This is a genomic window from Methylobacterium guangdongense (assembly GCF_038442355.1).
GTDB classification, from domain to species: Bacteria; Pseudomonadota; Alphaproteobacteria; order Rhizobiales; family Beijerinckiaceae; genus Methylobacterium; species Methylobacterium guangdongense.
The window spans coordinates 300727-316597 of the sequence record NZ_JBBXMX010000003.1 but is presented as its reverse complement, the minus strand read 5'-3'; the positions used below and the strand labels follow the sequence as shown (position 1 = coordinate 316597).

At 69.0% G+C, this 15871-nt stretch carries 13 protein-coding genes; 4 read left to right on the top strand and 9 right to left on the bottom strand.

Going from position 1 to position 15871, the window contains the following annotated elements; all coding sequences use genetic code 11:
* The first annotated feature begins 53 nt into the window (after positions 1–53).
* Positions 54–548, top strand: coding sequence for a CAP domain-containing protein (locus AAHG09_RS08560; protein WP_342106643.1), 495 nt, complete (start codon positions 54–56; stop codon positions 546–548).
* On the opposite strand, the gene recJ is transcribed toward AAHG09_RS08560, so the two are convergent.
* From recJ to AAHG09_RS08515, 9 genes are all read right to left on the bottom strand, one after another.
* Positions 549–2366, bottom strand: coding sequence for a single-stranded-DNA-specific exonuclease RecJ (gene recJ / locus AAHG09_RS08555; RefSeq protein ID WP_342106642.1), 1818 nt, complete (start codon positions 2364–2366; stop codon positions 549–551).
* A 128-nt stretch (positions 2367–2494) separates the two neighbouring features.
* Entirely contained in the window at positions 2495–3892 is a 1398-nt protein-coding gene (locus AAHG09_RS08550) for an NAD(P)(+) transhydrogenase (Re/Si-specific) subunit beta (protein WP_342106641.1), read from the bottom strand.
* Positions 3893–3896: 4 nt separating this feature from the next.
* Positions 3897–4352, bottom strand: a complete 456-nt coding sequence (locus AAHG09_RS08545; RefSeq protein ID WP_244004625.1) for a proton-translocating transhydrogenase family protein — start codon at positions 4350–4352, stop codon at positions 3897–3899.
* Between the two features lie 24 nt (positions 4353–4376).
* Positions 4377–5600: a Re/Si-specific NAD(P)(+) transhydrogenase subunit alpha gene (locus AAHG09_RS08540; protein ID WP_342106640.1), complete on the bottom strand. Its 1224-nt coding sequence runs from the start codon at positions 5598–5600 to the stop codon at positions 4377–4379.
* Positions 5601–5806: 206 nt separating this feature from the next.
* Positions 5807–6100: an aa3-type cytochrome c oxidase subunit IV gene (locus AAHG09_RS08535; protein WP_342106639.1), complete on the bottom strand. Its 294-nt coding sequence runs from the start codon at positions 6098–6100 to the stop codon at positions 5807–5809.
* Between the two features lie 122 nt (positions 6101–6222).
* The gene (locus tag AAHG09_RS08530; protein ID WP_342106638.1) at positions 6223–7584 is read right to left on the bottom strand and encodes an ABC1 kinase family protein; all 1362 of its coding nucleotides are present in this window, start codon (positions 7582–7584) and stop codon (positions 6223–6225) included.
* A gap of 85 nt (positions 7585–7669) precedes the next feature.
* The gene (locus AAHG09_RS08525) at positions 7670–8053 is read right to left on the bottom strand and encodes a type II toxin-antitoxin system death-on-curing family toxin (protein ID WP_342106637.1); all 384 of its coding nucleotides are present in this window, start codon (positions 8051–8053) and stop codon (positions 7670–7672) included.
* Positions 8050–8274, bottom strand: coding sequence for an AbrB/MazE/SpoVT family DNA-binding domain-containing protein (locus AAHG09_RS08520; protein ID WP_342106636.1), 225 nt, complete (start codon positions 8272–8274; stop codon positions 8050–8052). Before AAHG09_RS08520 ends, AAHG09_RS08525 begins: the two co-directional genes overlap by 4 nt.
* Positions 8275–8337: 63 nt before the next feature.
* On the bottom strand, positions 8338–10209 hold the full coding sequence (locus AAHG09_RS08515) for a M3 family oligoendopeptidase (RefSeq protein WP_342106635.1): 1872 nt from the start codon (positions 10207–10209) through the stop codon (positions 8338–8340).
* A 246-nt stretch (positions 10210–10455) separates the two neighbouring features.
* Between AAHG09_RS08515 and AAHG09_RS08510 the strand changes: the two genes are divergently transcribed.
* From AAHG09_RS08510 to AAHG09_RS08500, 3 genes are all read left to right on the top strand, one after another.
* Entirely contained in the window at positions 10456–11940 is a 1485-nt protein-coding gene (locus AAHG09_RS08510) for a sigma-54-dependent transcriptional regulator (protein ID WP_342106634.1), read from the top strand.
* A gap of 241 nt (positions 11941–12181) precedes the next feature.
* Positions 12182–14182 (top strand): L,D-transpeptidase family protein, encoded by a 2001-nt coding sequence (locus AAHG09_RS08505; RefSeq protein ID WP_342106633.1) that lies wholly within the window; start codon positions 12182–12184, stop codon positions 14180–14182.
* 151 nt (positions 14183–14333) lie between these two features.
* Positions 14334–15827, top strand: a complete 1494-nt coding sequence (locus AAHG09_RS08500) for a DUF882 domain-containing protein (RefSeq protein ID WP_342106632.1) — start codon at positions 14334–14336, stop codon at positions 15825–15827.
* Positions 15828–15871 lie beyond the last annotated feature (44 nt).

Sequence of the window (15871 nt, the reverse complement as noted above, 5' to 3'; positions counted from 1 at the left end):
CGCATGCCAGCCGGAGGGAGGCGGCCCCTGTCTGAAATCTCGCCATCCGGACCGTGCCGAACCTGATCCGCCCCCTCGCCGCCGCCCTGCTCCTCGCCTTGACGGGATGTGGCGGCCTCTCCATCTCGCCTGAGCCGACGGTCGAGAATGCGACCCATACGGCCGTGCTCGATGAGGTTGCGGCTGCCGCGGCGATTTCGGCCTATCGCGTCCAGCATGGGCTCAGCCCTGTCGTGGTCGATCCGGTGCTGGTCAAGGCCGCCGCGTTCCAGGCGGGCAACAACGCCCGCCATGGGCAGCTCAGCCACGAGATCGGCGGCAGCTTCACGTCGCGCATGGCCTCGGCCGGACTGGCGAAGGCGTGGGCGGCCGAGAATCTCAGCGCGGGCTCGGAGACCCTGGAACAGGTGCTCGCCCGCTGGAAGGCCAGCCCCGAGCACAACAAGAACATGCTGCTCCCGCAGATTCGCCGGATCGGCATCGCCCGGGTCGATGCCCCCACCACCCGCTACAAGCGCTTCTGGGCGCTGGTGATGGCGGGCGGCTGATCAGGGATCGGCCGGCGCGAGGTCGACGATCCGCAGCTGCGCCCGCTCGGCACCGCGCCAGCGGTCGCACGACAGGGTGCCGGCCACGTGCATCTCGCGGCCGATGCCGTTGAGCAGGGCGAGCCCGAGGGGCCGCTCGGCCGCTCTGAAGCAGATCGCCCCCACCGCCTGACCGTCGCGGCTGCGAAAGCGCGCCCGGACATGGCTCGATCCGACCACGCCGGCATCCACCAGCCTGTGCCGTCCGAGGGCGAAAAGCGGCTCCGGCGCCCCCTGCCCGAATGGGCCGGCCTTCTGGAGCAGCCGCACCGTCTCGGCCGTCGCTCCGCCGGCGCTGAGGCTGCCGTCGATCAACAGCGCGTCGGCTGCGCGCGCCACGGCGACGCTCGACCCCAGCAACAGGGAGAGATGTGCCTCGAAGCGCGGGATGTCGTCGGCCTGGAGCGTGACGCCGGCCGCCATGGCGTGACCGCCGCCCTTGGTGGCGATTCGAGCCTCGACGCAGGCGCGCACGGCGAGCCCGAGGTCTGCGCCGGGGATCGAGCGGCCCGAGCCGGTTGCGCTGCCATCCGGGCGCAGCGCGAAGGCGAAGGACGGGCGATTGAACCGCTCCTTCAACCGCGATGCGATCAGCCCGACGACGCCGGGATGCCACCCGGCACTCGCCGCCACCAGTACGGTGCGGGCGGGATCGAGCGTCACGGCGCGATCCATCTCGGCCTCGGCCTCCATCACAGCCTGCGCCTCGATGGCCTGCCGCTCGCGGTTCAGGCGATCGAGCTCGGCCGCGATGCGCGTGGCCTCCTCTTGGCTCGCCGTGGTGAGCAGACGGGCACCGAGGGCGGAATCGCCGATGCGTCCCCCGGCATTGATGCGTGGCCCGAGCACGTAGCCGAGATGCCACGCCTCCGGTGCCTCGCTCAGCGAGGCGGCATCGAGCAGTGCGGCGAGTCCCGTGCGGCCGCGATGGCGCATCACCGTCAGGCCCTGGTTCACGAAGGCCCGGTTCAAGCCGGTGAGCGGCACCACATCGGCCACCGTCGCCAGCGCCACGAGATCGAGGGCGTCGGTCAGGGCGGGCTCCGGCCGGCTCGGCCCGAAGAACCCGTCGCGGCGCAGGGCGCGGTTGAGGGCGACGAGGGTCAGGAACACGACGCCGGCGGCACACAGATGGCCGAGCCCCGACAGGTCGTCGAGGCGGTTCGGATTCACGACGGCGCGGGCCGGCGGCAATACCTCGGCGGCGGCGTGGTGATCGAGGACGATGACGTCGAGGCCGGATTTCTCAGCTTCTTCCAGGGGCGCGTGGCCGCTCGTCCCGCAATCGACGCAGACCAGAAGGGTCGCGCCGTCCGCCGCCAGAGCGGTTATTGCCCCGACATTGGGTCCGTAGCCCTCGGTGATCCGGTCCGGGATATGAATCGGCGCCCGGAGGCCGAGTCCCCGCAGGTAGCCAGCGAGCAGCGCGGCGCTCGCGGCCCCGTCGACGTCGTAATCGCCGAACACCGCGACGGTCTCGCCCCTGCGGATGGCGCGCACGAGGCGGCGGACGGCCGCGTCCATGTCGAGCAGCGTATCGGGGTCGGGCATGAGATCGCGCAGGCGCGGAGCCAGATGGCGCTCCGCCTCATCCGGGGCCACGCCGCGCCCGGCGAGGACCCGGGCCAGCAGCTCCGGCAGGCCGTGCGCCTGCACCATCTTGGCGATCTGATTCTGAATGCCTGCGGCGCCGCACCGCTCCTGCCAGCGCCGGCCGGTCACGGAGGCGGCGACACCCAGGAAGGCTGGCGGATCGGCGTGGAGCGCTGCGGAGGTCACGGGCGGCAACCTACACTGGCGCCGCCGCAAAATCCCGGGCGCCGCCGCAACAGCCTGCCGCGCAGGCGGCTCAAACGAAACGGGGCGGGCATCGCTGCCCGCCCCAAGGATCTCGAACTGACGAAGCCTCAGAACGCCTTGAGGATCTGATCGACCACCTTCTTGGCGTCGCCGAACAGCATCATGGTGTTGTCCCGGAAGAAGACCTCGTTCTCGACGCCGGCGTAGCCCGAGCCCATGCCGCGCTTGATGAACAGCACGGTCTTGGCCTTCTCCACGTCGAGGATCGGCATGCCGTAGATCGGCGAGGTTTTGTCGGTCTTGGCGGCCGGGTTGGTGACGTCGTTGGCGCCGATCACGAAGGCCACATCCGCCTGCGGGAACTCGCCGTTGATGTCCTCCAGCTCGAACACCTCGTCGTAGGGCACGTTCGCCTCGGCGAGCAGCACGTTCATGTGGCCCGGCATGCGGCCCGCCACCGGGTGGATGGCGTACTTTACGTCGACGCCCTCCTTCTTCAGCATGTCGGCCATCTCGCGGAGCGAGTGCTGCGCCTGGGCAACCGCCATGCCGTAGCCCGGGACGATGATGACCCGCTCGGCGTTCTTCATGATGTAGGCCGCGTCGTCCGACGAGCCCTGCTTGACCGGCCGGGTCTCGACCTGGCCCGAACCCGCCGCAGCGGTGTCCCCGCCGAAGCCGCCCAAAATGACCGAGATGAACGAGCGGTTCATCGCGTGGCACATGATGTACGACAGGATCGCGCCCGAGGAGCCGACCAGCGAGCCGGTGATGATCAGCGCGAGGTTGCCCAGGGTGAAGCCGATACCGGCCGCCGCCCAGCCCGAGTAGGAGTTGAGCATCGACACGACCACCGGCATGTCGGCGCCGCCGATCGGGATGATGATCAGGCCGCCGAGCACCAGCGAGGCGATGACGATCAGCCAGAAGATGGCCTTCGACTCGGTGCCGATGAACAGGGCGATCAGCAGCACGAGGCCGGCGGCGAGCGCCGCGTTGATCAGGTGCCGCTGCGGCAGCATGATCGGCTTGCCGGACATCCGCCCGTCGAGCTTCGCGAAGGCGATCACCGAGCCGGTGAAGGTGATGGCGCCGATGGCGACGCCGAGCCCCATCTCGAACAGCGACTGCTTGTGGAAGTGGCCGTTCTCGATGATGCCGAAGGCCTGCGGCGCGTAGAGCGCACCCGCCGCCACGAACACCGCCGCGAGGCCGACCAGCGAGTGGAAGGCCGCCACAAGTTGCGGCATCGCGGTCATCGGCACGCGCTTGGCGATCACCGCGCCGGCACCGCCGCCGATGCCGAGGCCGAGCAGCACGAGGATCCAGGCGCCGAAGCCGGCCGGCGGATGGCCGACCAGGGTGGTCAGGATGGCCAGCCCCATGCCAACCATGCCGTACAGGTTACCCTGCCGGGAGGTAGTGGGGTGCGAGAGCCCCCGCAGCGCCATGATGAACAGGACGCCGGCGACGATATAGAGAAGGGAGGAGACGTTCTCTGACACCGGCTCAGCCCTTCTTCTTGTACATGCCGAGCATGCGCTGCGTGACGAGGAAGCCCCCGAAGATGTTCACGCTGGCGAGCACGATGCCGATGAAGCCGAAGAACCGGGCGAGCCCGGTGCCCTTCTCGATGAGCGGCACGCCGACCGCCAGGATGGCGCCGACGATGATCACCGAGGAGATCGCGTTCGTGACCGACATGAGCGGCGTGTGAAGCGCCGGGGTCACCGACCAGACCACGTAGTAGCCGACGAAGATCGCCAGCACGAAGATCGCGAGCCGGAACACCGTCGGGTCGACGGCGCCGCCGGTGGCGGCGCTGAGCCCGTGGCCCATGCCGTCGGCGATGACCTGGGCTTGGTTGGCGGCGTTCTGCGCCACGGCGGCGGCGGCGCGGGCCGCGTCGGCCAGCACGCGGGCCTGATCGGCCGCCTGGTCGGGAGGGACGATGACGGTTGCCATTCTGCTACTCCTCGCGACGGGGTCTTAGTGGGCACTCGAGGCGGCGGCGGAGCCCTTGCCGGCCTCGGACTTGGCAAGGCCGACGGATGCGGCCTCAGAAGCGGGCCCATCGGTTTTGGGCTGGAAGGACGCGTGCACCACCGAGCCGTCGCGGGTGAGGTTGGTGGCCTTCACCAACTCGTCGTCCCAGTTGATGGCGAGCGCCTTCGACTCCTTGTCGATCAGCGTCTCCACGAACGCGTAGAGGTTGCGGGCGTAGAGGCTCGACGCGGTGGCGGCGAGCCGGCCCGGCACATTGGTGTGGCCGACGATCTTCACACCGCGCTCCGTGGTGACGACCTCGCCGGGCTTCGCGCCCGCGACGTTGCCGCCGCGCTCCACCGCGAGATCGACCAGGACCGAGCCCGGCTTCATCGACGACACCATCTCCTCGGAAACGAGCTTCGGCGCCGGCCGGCCCGGGATCAGGGCGGTGGTGATGACGATGTCCTGCTTGGCGATGTGGCCCTTGACCAGTTCCGCCTGCTTCTTCTGGTACTCGGCCGACATCTCCTTGGCGTAGCCGCCCGCGGTCTCGGCCTGCTTGAACTCGTCGTCCTCGACGGCGACGAACTTCGCGCCGAGCGATTCGACCTGCTCCTTGGTGGCCGGGCGCACGTCGGTCGCGGTCACGACCGCGCCGAGTCGCCGGGCCGTGGCGATGGCCTGGAGACCGGCGACGCCGACGCCCATGACGAAGACGCGGGCGGCCGGCACGGTGCCGGCGGCGGTCATCATCATCGGCATGGCGCGGCCATATTCGGCGGCGCCGTCCACCACCGCCCGGTAGCCCGCGAGGTTGGCCTGTGAAGAGAGCACGTCCATCACCTGCGCGCGGGTGATGCGCGGCATCAGCTCCATCGAGAAGGCGGCCAAACCGGCATCCGCGATGCCCTTGAGGGCATCCTCGTTGCCGTAGGGATCCATGATCGCCACGACGGCGGCATCGCGCTTGAAGTGCGGCAGCTCCTCGGCGCTCGGCCGGCGGACCTTCAGGACCAGATCCGCATCGCGTGCGGCATCGGCGGCGCTCCCCGCGATGCTTGCACCGGCGGTTTCATACTCGTCGTCCAAGAAGCCGGCCTTCGTGCCGGCACCGGACTGGACCACGACATCGGCCCCGAGCGCCTTGAATTTCTTCACCGTCTCGGGAACCGCAGCGACGCGCGGTTCCGCGGAGTCCGTCTCGGACAGCACAGCAATACGCATGCGCGGATTCCCCTGGATAAGCTCGGCATCCCGAATGCGCGAACCCACGCGGCTTTGCGAGATGCGGACCTAAGAGACTGTGGTGAAACGGTATCGAATGTAACTTGTGCTCAATTTAATTGCACGCCGTGCATAAACGGACCGCTCATGGGCATGGGCGGTCGAACGGCACGGCCAAGTCGATCCGAGGACCGACCGCATCGCCCTCAAGCGAAGAACAGGTAGAGCATCAGCAGAATGCCGACCACGAGGGGACCGCGCCATCCGACGGCCGGAGCCAGGGCGCCGACCGCACCCGCCGCGCCGGACGCGATCACGCTGAGAATGGCCAGAAGCCACGCTTCGCGGATGCCGCCGATCGCCAGGGCCAGGACCCAGCAGATCACGACCCCGGTGCCGATCTCGACGAAGCGGACGAAGCCGCGATAGGTCTGCTCGTGGGTCTTCGCGTCCATCGCCGGGCTGTAGGTGTGCCCGGCCACCGTATCACTCTCGGCCATCGTGCGCTCGTTTCCCTTAGACGCGACTTCTTGCGGTCACGGTGGGATGTAGCTCAAGCGTTTACCTGCCGCAATCGGACGCACGCAATTGATCACCAGCGCGATGTAGATTGCACGCACTCTCAAGCGGGCTTCGGGAGGCCGGCCTCGGCGAGCGCGCTGCTCTGACGCGAGGCCAGTTTATCCAGCGAAAAGTGCTCGATCTCCGCCTCAAACAACTGGTGGTAGTTCAGCTCCGACCGCAAGTGGAGAAAGACGGCGCCGAGCCCCACGGCGGCGCGATCCATGAAGACGAATTCCTGCGGGACGGTGACGGGACCGCGCTCCTTCAGGGCCTGATGCACTTCGAAGGCCTGCCGCCGGCCATACTCCCCGGGCTTCACGCCGTCGGCGACGGTGCGGGTGCGGTCCTCCAGCAGCGGTCCGTAGATGAACCGCGCCCAGATGTTCAGGATCTCGATCTTCTCCTTGTCGAGATCCTTGAAGCCCCAGACCTCATAAGCGTGGACGATGCGCGCAGCGTCGTTCTCCAGCAACCCCCGGTAGAGATCGACCACGCCTCCGACGAAGCGCGGGTGGAAGATGCGGACGCAGCCGTAATCGAGCAGGTTGATGCCGGCGGCCTCGCCCCCCTCGGTGAAGACCGTGTAGTTGCCGAGATGCGGATCGCCGTGGATCACGGCGGCCCGGCTGAACGGGTGCCACCACGCCTTGAACATCGACTGGGCGATGCGGTTGCGCACCTCGACCGGCTCATCGGCGAAGCCCAGAATCTTGTCGCCGTCGAGCCAGCCCAGTGTCAGCAGGCGCTTCGTGGACAGGTCGGGGAAGACCGCAGGGACGCGCACCGCGTCGATATCCTTGAGCACGGCGCCATAGAGCGCCGCGTGCTTGGCCTCGCGCTCGTAATCGAGCTCCTCGCGTACGCGGGCACCGATCTCCTTGGCGATCTCACGCGTATCGAGCCAGGAATTCATCCGGCGGTGGAGCGCGAAGGCGACTTCAAGCTGCTTGAGATCGGCCTCCACGGCCGATTGCATGTCCGGGTACTGGAGTTTGCAGGCCAGCCGCTGGCCATCCTTGGTGGAGGCGCGGTGAACCTGGCCGAGGGAGGCCGCGGCCGCGGGCTTCAGATCGAAACTGCCGAACCTGTCCTGCCACCCCGCGCCCAGTTCGGACTGCATCCGGCGCCGGACGAAGGCGGCGCCCATGGGCGGGGCATCGGCCTGAAGCTTCTGCAATTCGGTGGCGTATTCCGGCGGCAGCAGGTCCGGCACAGTGGCCAGAAGCTGCGCGACCTTCATGATCGGGCCCTTGAGCCCGCCCAGTGCCTGCGCCAAAGCAGCGGCGTTGGTGGTGCCTTCCTTGCCGAAAAGGCGGGCCATGGCCATGCGGGCCGCCACACCCCCGACATTCGCCCCGACGCTGGCATAGCGCCCCGCACGGGCGGAGAAGCGGTTGGCTTCGCGGTCGATCTCGGCCATGTCTCGATCTGCTTGTCTGCTGACGTGATGCAGATATGCCGCGCTTGGGCATGCACCAGGGGCGTGGGTCCCTGCGCCGCGGGCGTCAGACCGGCCAGTTGTCCCGGATCCAGCGGGTGAGACCGGATTCGTCGATCTCGCCGGCGGCGAGGCCGAGGATGGCAGCGGTCGCCTGTGCCTGGTCGGGCGCGAAGCGCACGCCGTTCAATCGGAGGAACAGCATCATCGCCACGAAGGCGATGCGCTTGTTGCCATCGACGAAGGCGTGGTTGCGGGCGAGTCCGAAGGCGTAGGCCGCCGCGAGCGAGGCCAAGTCGGCCTCCTCGTAGCGCCATCGGTTGATGGGCCGGGCGAGGGCCGATTCGAGCGCGTTCTCGTCGCGGATGCCGGCCGGCCCGCCGAAGCGGACCAGCTGGCGGTCATGGGCAACGCGGACCTCCTCGGAGGTCAGCCAGCGAGCCTCGGTCATTTGGCGAGCGTCCGCAGCGTGTCGCGGTACTCATCCATGATCTCGTCGACCACCGACATCGCAGCGTCGAAATCTGGATCGTACGGGCTGAGCCGCACGCCGCCATCCGCCAACTCGGTGACGTGCAGCCACTGCCCCTGCTGGAGGTTCAAGCGGCTCAGCAGTTCCTTCGGTAGGATGAGGCCGGTCGAGTTGCCGACGCGCTTCACTTCCAGCTTCATGATTGCCTCCGCGGTGTTATACGATCTGTATAACACCGCGGCTCGTGTGCCGGAAGAGCCCCGTCAGCCCAGCTCTTCCATCCCCTCCAACTCCACGATCATCCCCTCGATCATGCCGAGGCCGATCTGCCAGAAGCCGGGATCCTTCGCGTCGAGGCCGAACGGCGCGAGCAGCTCTCCGTAGGGCTTCGAGCCGCCGGCCGCGAGCAGCGCGAAGTAGCGGTCCACGAAGCCTTCCTCGGCCTGGGCGTAGACGCCGTAAAGCGAGTTCACGAGGCAGTCGCCGAACGCGTAGGCGTAGACGTAGAACGGCGAGTGGATGAAGTGCGGGATATAGGCCCAGAAGGGCTCATACCCGGCGTCGAGCGTGATCGCCGGACCCAGCGATTCCGCCTGAACCGATAGCCATAACGCGTTGATCTGGTCGGTCGTCAGCTCGCCCTTGGCGCGGGCGAGATGCACCTTCCGCTCGAACGAGTAGAAGGCGATCTGCCGGACCACCGTGTTGATCATGTCCTCGACCTTGGCGGCGAGCATGGCCCGGCGCTGGGTCGTGTCGGTGGTGGCGGCCAGGAGCTTGCGGAAGGTCAGCATCTCGCCGAACACGCTCGCGGTCTCGGCGAGCGTCAGCGGCGTCGGCGCCATCAGGGCGCCGTTCGGGCCGGCGAGCACCTGATGTACGCCGTGGCCCAGCTCATGGGCCAGGGTCATCACGTCCCGCGGCTTGCCCTGGTAGTTCACCAGCACATAGGGGTGGACCGAGGGCACGGTCGGATGCGCGAAGGCGCCGGGCGCCTTGCCGGGCCGGGTCGGCGCGTCGATCCAGCGGTCGTCGAAGAACCGCTTGGCGATGCCGGCCATCTTCGGCGAGAAGGCATCGTAGGCCGACAACACCGTGTCCCGCGCCTCGGTCCAGGGGATCGTGCGCTGCTCGACCTTCGGCAGCGGCGCGTTGCGGTCCCAGTAGGGCAGCGTCTCCTGCCCGAACCACCGTGCCTTCAGCTTGTAGTAGCGGTGCGACAGGCGCGGATAGGCCGCCCGCACGGCATCGACCAGCGCCTCCACCACCTCGGGCTCGACCCGGTTGGCGAGGTGGCGGGCGTCGGCCACGTCCTTGAAGCCGCGCCAGCGGTCGGAGATCTCCTTGTCCTTGGCCAGCGTGTTGGTGATCAGCGTGAACACCCGGAGCTGGCCGCGCAACACCGTGCTGATCGCCCCCGCAGCCTCCTTACGGACGGCCCCGTCGGAATCCTGCAGCTTGTTGAGGGTCGGCTCCAGCGGCATCTCCTCGCCCTGCACGGTGAAGCGCAGGGACGCGATGGTCTCGTTGAAGAGGCGATCCCAGGCGGCATTCGACGTGACGGACTTTTCGAGGAAGAGCTTCTCGATCCGGTCGTCGAGCTGGTGCGGCTTCTCCCGGCGCAGATCCTCGATCCACGGCGCGTAGCGCGCGAGCGGCCCGTCCGCCATCGCGGCGTTCATCACCGAATCGTCCACCCGGTTCAGTTCGAGGGCGAAGAACAGCAGATCGGCCGAGGCGTTGGTCAGGCGCTCGCGGGTGTCGCCGTAGAACTTGGCCCGGGCCTCGTCGGTCGTGTCGCCGGAATAGACGAGGCCGGCGAAGGACATCAGCTTCCCGAGCAGATCCTCGATCCCCTCGTATGTGCCGACCGCCTCGGCGAGCCGGCCGGAGGCATCCGGACCCGCGGCCATCTCGGCGATGCGCCCGGCATAGGCCTCGGAGAAGCGGCGGCACTCCTCCTCGGCCCGGGTCATGTCGGCGGAGAACTTCGGGTCGTCGAGGCCCCCGTAGAGATCGGTCAGGTCCCATTCCGGAAGGACGCCGAGGTCGGCCGCCTTCGCGGCGGCGCGCGCGGCGCTCACGCCCTCGGGCAGGCGGACGATCACCGGCGACGCGGTGGGGCTCGGCATCATGTCGTGCGTTCCTTTGAGGAGGAGGTGGTTTCGTACCCTGATATCGAGTGGGCCGCCACGCGTTCAACGCGGCGGGTTGGCGAGGCGCGCGGCCTGAAACCAACCGGACGGTGCAAACGTCGTTAAGCGCCACTTTACGTCTCTGGTTCACCCTCCGGCTCGAAACGAAACAGCTGCCGAATCGGAACCGGTGTCCGGGATCGCTCCCGCGTCGGCAACCCGATCCGCGTGCCGCAGGGAGCCGCCATGTCCACCACCGTGCTCATCGTGGACGACGACCCGGTCCAGCGGCGCCTCGCCGAGGCGGCGGTGCGCCGGTTCGGCTTCGAGGCCCGCGTGGTCGAGACCGGCGCCGACGCGTTGATCGTGCTCAAGTCCGAGGGCGCAGACGTGGTGCTCCTCGACCTCGTCATGCCCGGTCTCGACGGGCTCGGCGTTCTCGCCGAGATGCGCAAGGGTGGAATCGCGACGCCGGTCATCGTGCAGACCTCGAACGGATCGATCGACGCGGTGGTCTCGGCCATGCGGGCCGGCGCCGTCGACTTCGTGGTCAAGCCGGCCGGCGCCGAGCGGCTTCAGGTCTCGATCAAAAACGCCCTCCGGGTCGATACGCTGGAGGAGGAGGTGCGCCGCATGCGCCGCCGCGCCTCCGGCGCCCTCACCTTCAAGGATCTCACCTCCAAGAGCCCCGACATGGAGCGGGTCATCCGCCTCGCCGAGCGGGCGGCGAAATCCAACATTCCGGTGCTGATTGAGGGCGAATCCGGCGTCGGCAAGGAGGTGCTGGCGCGGGCGATCCAGGGATCGGGCGATCGGCGCGGCAAGCCGTTCGTGACGGTCAATTGCGGGGCGATCCCCGAGAACCTCGTGGAATCGACCCTGTTCGGCCACGAGAAGGGGGCGTTCACCGGCGCCACCGAAAAGCATGCCGGCAAGTTCGTGGAGGCCTCGGGCGGCACCCTCTTCCTCGACGAGATCGGCGAGCTGCCCCTCGACGCGCAGGTGAAGCTGCTGCGCGCCCTTCAGGAAGGCGAGGTCGATCCGGTCGGCGGCAAGCGCCCGGTCCGGGTCGATATCCGCCTCGTCTCGGCGACCAATCGCTCGCTCCTCGACCTCGTGAAGCAGGGCAAGTTCCGCGAGGATCTTTATTACCGCCTCAACGTCTTCCCGATGACGCTGCCGCCGCTCCGGGCACGCCGGGAGGATGTCCCCGACCTCGTCCGCTCCTTCTGCGCGCGCTTCTCCGCCGAGGAAGGCAAGCGCGTGCGGGCGATCACCCCGGAGGCGATTGCGCTGCTGACCCGCTATCCCTGGCCCGGGAATGTCCGCCAACTCGAGAACGCCCTGTTCCGGGCCGTGGTGCTGGCCGACGGCGACGAGCTGACGGTGGCCGAGTTCCCGCAGATCGCCGCGCAGGTCGAAGGGTTCGATGTCCGGATCCCACCCGTCCCGCTGCAGGCGCAGATGCCAGCCTACGCCCCTGAACCTGTGCGCGAGATCGTCCGGGTCGAGGTGCGCGATCCCCATGCCATGTCACTGGTGGCTGAGGAGACCGGCGAGATGAAGCCCATGGACGTGCTGGAGGCCGAGATCATCCGCTACGCCCTCCAGTTCTATCGCCAGCGCATGTCCGAAGTCTCGCGGCGCCTCGGGATCGGCCGATCGACACTGTATCGGAAGCTGAAGGACCTCGGTCTTGAAGACGACGCGAAGGGCGAGGACGCCGCGTGAGGCAGCTTCGGGTGCGATAGCGCACCAAGCGACTAACGCGCTTCCAGCGGCGACCGAATTTGGACACTGCTGTACGATATGGATCGATCACTCATCGACCAAGAATAACCTCAACATTGCCGCTCGACCGGTGATGCTGGATCAATCGGTCTACTCGGATCGACTACAGTTGCTGAATGCCACGCTTGCGCGGATAATCAATCTGCGCGTGCGGTTCTGACGCCGCCCCTGGGAGAATGCGATGCGCGTCCCGCGCTCAAGCCTGATGGCGCTGGCCGCCCTCTTGACCGGCTCGGTCGCTTCGGCCGCCCTCGCTGCCGAAACGGCCGCGCTCGACACGTCCGCCACCGCGCCGATCTCGGCCATGCCGACGCCCGTCGCCCCGACGCCGACTGCGCCGCCGGACCCGGCTCCGTCCCCGACGGCACTGCCGGATTACAAGCCTGAGGCCCCCGCGGCCGAGCCGGCCCCGGCGGCCGCCGCGCCCGTCGCTCCGACCGATCCGCTCGGCGCGGCGGTGTTCGCACGGCTCGCGGACCCGGCGCCGCTCCTCCTGCGCCTGACCACCAAGGACCGTGACGCGATCCGCGCGTTCTACGAGGCCCGGGCCGACAAGCCGCTCTGGATCGCCGACGGCACATGGACGGAGGCCGGCAAGGCGGTGTCCGCGCGCCTCACCGCCGCCGCCGAGGACGGCCTCGATGCCCGCGCCTACACGATCCCGACCCTGGCCGAGAAGCCGGACGAGAAGGCGGTCGCCGATGCCGATCTGCGCCTGTCCGCGGCGGCGGTCCTCTACGCCCGCGACGCCAGGGGCGGACGGGTCAACCTCGCCTCGATCTCGCGGCTGATCACCCCGCATCTCGATCTGCCGGCCGGCAACGACGTGCTGGCCAAGCTCGGCGATGCCGGCGTGAAGGCCGGCGACGTCCTCCAGGCCTACAATCCTGCCACACCGGGGTACCTCGCCCTGAAGGCCCGTCTGGCCGCCCTGCGCGGGCCGGCGCCGACCTCCGTCAAGGCGCTGCGGCTCCCGTCCGGCCCGGCTTTGCGCCTCGGCATGCACGATGCCCGCGTGCCGCTGCTGCGCGCGTATTTTAATCTCGAGAATCGCCCGGCCGGAACCCTCGATCAGGCCCCCGGCGAGCCGGACACCTACGATTCCGTCGTCGCCGATGCCGTCAGCAAGTTCCAGCGTGGCCGGGGGCTGCCCGCCACCGGCATTCTGAACGTCCAGACCGTCCTGACGCTCGCCGATACCGGCCGTGCCGCTCGCCCAACCGGCGGTGAGGCCGAACTCATCGTCAACATGGAGCGGTGGCGCTGGCTGCCGGGGGACCTCGGACCGGATTACATCCTGGTCAACGTGCCGGAATATCGGCTGCGCGCCTATCGCGGCGGCGTCCTGCGCGACGAGGCGCGGACGATCGTCGGCAAGCCGGATTCGCGCACGCCGCTGTTCTCGGGACTAATGGAATACGCGGTCGTCAACCCGTCCTGGTACGTGCCGCCCTCGATCCTGAAGACCATGGCGCCCAAGCTCGCCGGTTACGGCGGCAAGACCTGGGGCGGCTACGAGGTGGTCCGCCGCGGCGGCCACATCTCGCTGCGCCAGCCCCCGGGGGAGCGCAACGCCTTGGGCTTCATCAAGTTCATGTTCCCCAACCAGCACGCGGTCTATCTGCACGATACGCCGAACCGCTCGCTGTTCTCCGCCGCCAAGCGCGACTTCAGCCATGGCTGCGTGCGCGTCGACGACCCGTTCCGCCTCGCCGACGCGGTGCTGCCGGATTGGTCGGCCGAGCGCCTCAAGAAGCTGATCGGCAAGGGTGAGCGGACGATCCGGCTGCCCGAGAAGCTGCCGGTCCACCTCGCCTACTTCACTGCCTATGTGGATGACGGCGGCACCTACCGGACGTTGCCGGATCTCTACGGCTACGACGCGCCGATGCGTGCGGCCCTCGGGCTGCCGGGCGGCGGCGGAGCGATCGCGCGGCTGCCGGACGAGGCGCCCCGGCGCAAGGCCGACGCCGCGCCGAAGCCCCCGAAGGTCCACGCGGCCCAGAGCCGTTCGACGCATCGCCGCGTGGCCGAGGAGTGGCCGACCGGACGCTACGAGGAGGTCGCGCCGCCGCGGCGTCATTCGCGCCGGGCCGCCCGCGCCGACGATGCGCCGGACTACGGCGAACCCAGCCTGTGGACCCCGGCGCCGCAGCAGGCCGGCCCGCGGAGCTACTGGTAGGCACCGGGCCATCGTTACCTAATCTCACAACTTTCACGTGCGCGGCCACACATCCGGGCACGATTTTGCCACGGTCCAGCCTTAGCCGTTTCCGCGACCACCGGGCGCGCCCGGTAGCAGTCGCTACGGGCGTGAGAGGACCAGGACCGTCGTGCCGAGCCTTCTCCCCCTTCGAAAGCTCGCCCTTGCCCTGTCGGGCATCGCGCTCGGGTTCCTGGCGGGGACCGCCGAGACCGAGGATGCGGTCGCCAACGGCGATACCCGCACGCTCACGATCTACCACACGCATACGCAGGAGAGCGCGACCATCACGTTCAAGCGTGACGGGCGCTACGACCGCGCGGCCCTCGACCAGCTGAACTGGCTCCTGCGCGACTGGCGCATCAACGAGCCCACCAAGATGGATCCGCGCCTGTTCGATACGGTCTGGGAGGCCTACCGCCAGGTCGGCTCCGGTCAGGCGATCCACATCGTGTCGGCCTATCGCTCGCCCGGCACCAACGCGATGCTGCGCCGCCGCTCGAAGATGGTCGCCGAGTACAGCCAGCACATGCTCGGCAAGGCGATGGATTTCTATCTGCCGGACGTTCCGATCGACCGGATCCGCGAGGTCGGTCTCCGGATGCAGCGCGGTGGCGTCGGTTGGTATCCCCATGCCGGCACGCCGTTCATCCACCTCGACGTCGGCTCCGTGCGGATGTGGCCGCGGATGACCCACGATCAGCTCGCCCGCCTGTTCCCCGACGGCAAGACCGTGCATCTGCCGAGCGATAACCGGCCCTTCCCGCGCTACGAGGAGGCGAAGGCCGAGATCCTGGCCCGCGGCGGAACCGTTGCGGGCATCACCACCCAGATGGCCAGCGGCGAGGAGGAGGACGGGCCGGGCCTGTTCGGCTTCCTGGCGAGCTTGTTCGGGGGTGGCCGGTCCGAGCCCCCTGCCCCCGCGCCGCCGCCGGTCGCCGTGGCGGCCAAGGCGCGTCGCGCCCCCGTCGTCGCCGTGGCGAGCGCCGATGCCCAGGATCCGGTCGGAACCCGCGTGGCCCTGGCCTACGCGGCGCCCGCCGCCGACGACGCCTTGCGCGGCTCGCTGATCCAGCGCGAGATGGCGAAGGCGCCGGAATCGCAAGGCGCGGACGCGAAGGCGCTGCTCACGGCCGCACCCCCGGCCTCGAAGGTCGAGGAAGCCATCGCGTCGGTGGTGGCGCCGCTCCCGCCGCGCCGACCGTCCGATCTCGCCGCCGTCGTGGCGGCCCTCACGATGCCGCTGCCGCCGCCACGCCCGGTGCAATTTGCTGCGCTGAACAGCGGCATGGCCAACCTGCCGGCAGCGACCGAGATCCGCGCCCTGGTCAAGCCTGCGGAGCCCACACGGGCACGAACCCTGGTGCCGCCGGATGCCGACGCCAAGGTGCAGCTGCGCGCCCTGTTCGAGGCGGTCTCGGCCGGGCCCGTGACCGCACCAGCCAGTCGTACTGCGCCGGTCCGGATTGCCAACACCCGCGTCCGCGACGCCGCCCCCGATGCCGTCGTGGCGGCGACCCCCGAGCGCACGACCACCCGCTTCAGCCCACGCAGCCCCGGCGACGATCTGACGGCGGCCCGGTTCACCGGATCTGCGGCACGGCCATCAGCCGGAGCGCGCTGAGACCGAGGCCTGCTCCACGGCTCAGACCTTTCGGCTATGCGAAG

What these genes read in the sequence shown, in the direction of transcription:
- AAHG09_RS08545 (WP_244004625.1), bottom strand. Translation starts at nt 4,352, where the DNA reads ATGGCAACCGTCATCGTCCCTCCCGACCAGGCGGCCGATCAGGCCCGC.
- AAHG09_RS08540 (WP_342106640.1), bottom strand. Translation starts at nt 5,600, where the DNA reads ATGCGTATTGCTGTGCTGTCCGAGACGGACTCCGCGGAACCGCGCGTC.
- AAHG09_RS08535 (WP_342106639.1), bottom strand. Translation starts at nt 6,100, where the DNA reads ATGGCCGAGAGTGATACGGTGGCCGGGCACACCTACAGCCCGGCGATG.
- AAHG09_RS08530 (WP_342106638.1), bottom strand. Translation starts at nt 7,584, where the DNA reads ATGGCCGAGATCGACCGCGAAGCCAACCGCTTCTCCGCCCGTGCGGGG.
- AAHG09_RS08525 (WP_342106637.1), bottom strand. Translation starts at nt 8,053, where the DNA reads ATGACCGAGGCTCGCTGGCTGACCTCCGAGGAGGTCCGCGTTGCCCAT.
- AAHG09_RS08520 (WP_342106636.1), bottom strand. Translation starts at nt 8,274, where the DNA reads ATGAAGCTGGAAGTGAAGCGCGTCGGCAACTCGACCGGCCTCATCCTA.
- AAHG09_RS08515 (WP_342106635.1), bottom strand. Translation starts at nt 10,209, where the DNA reads ATGATGCCGAGCCCCACCGCGTCGCCGGTGATCGTCCGCCTGCCCGAG.
- AAHG09_RS08510 (WP_342106634.1), top strand. Translation starts at nt 10,456, where the DNA reads ATGTCCACCACCGTGCTCATCGTGGACGACGACCCGGTCCAGCGGCGC.
- AAHG09_RS08505 (WP_342106633.1), top strand. Translation starts at nt 12,182, where the DNA reads ATGCGCGTCCCGCGCTCAAGCCTGATGGCGCTGGCCGCCCTCTTGACC.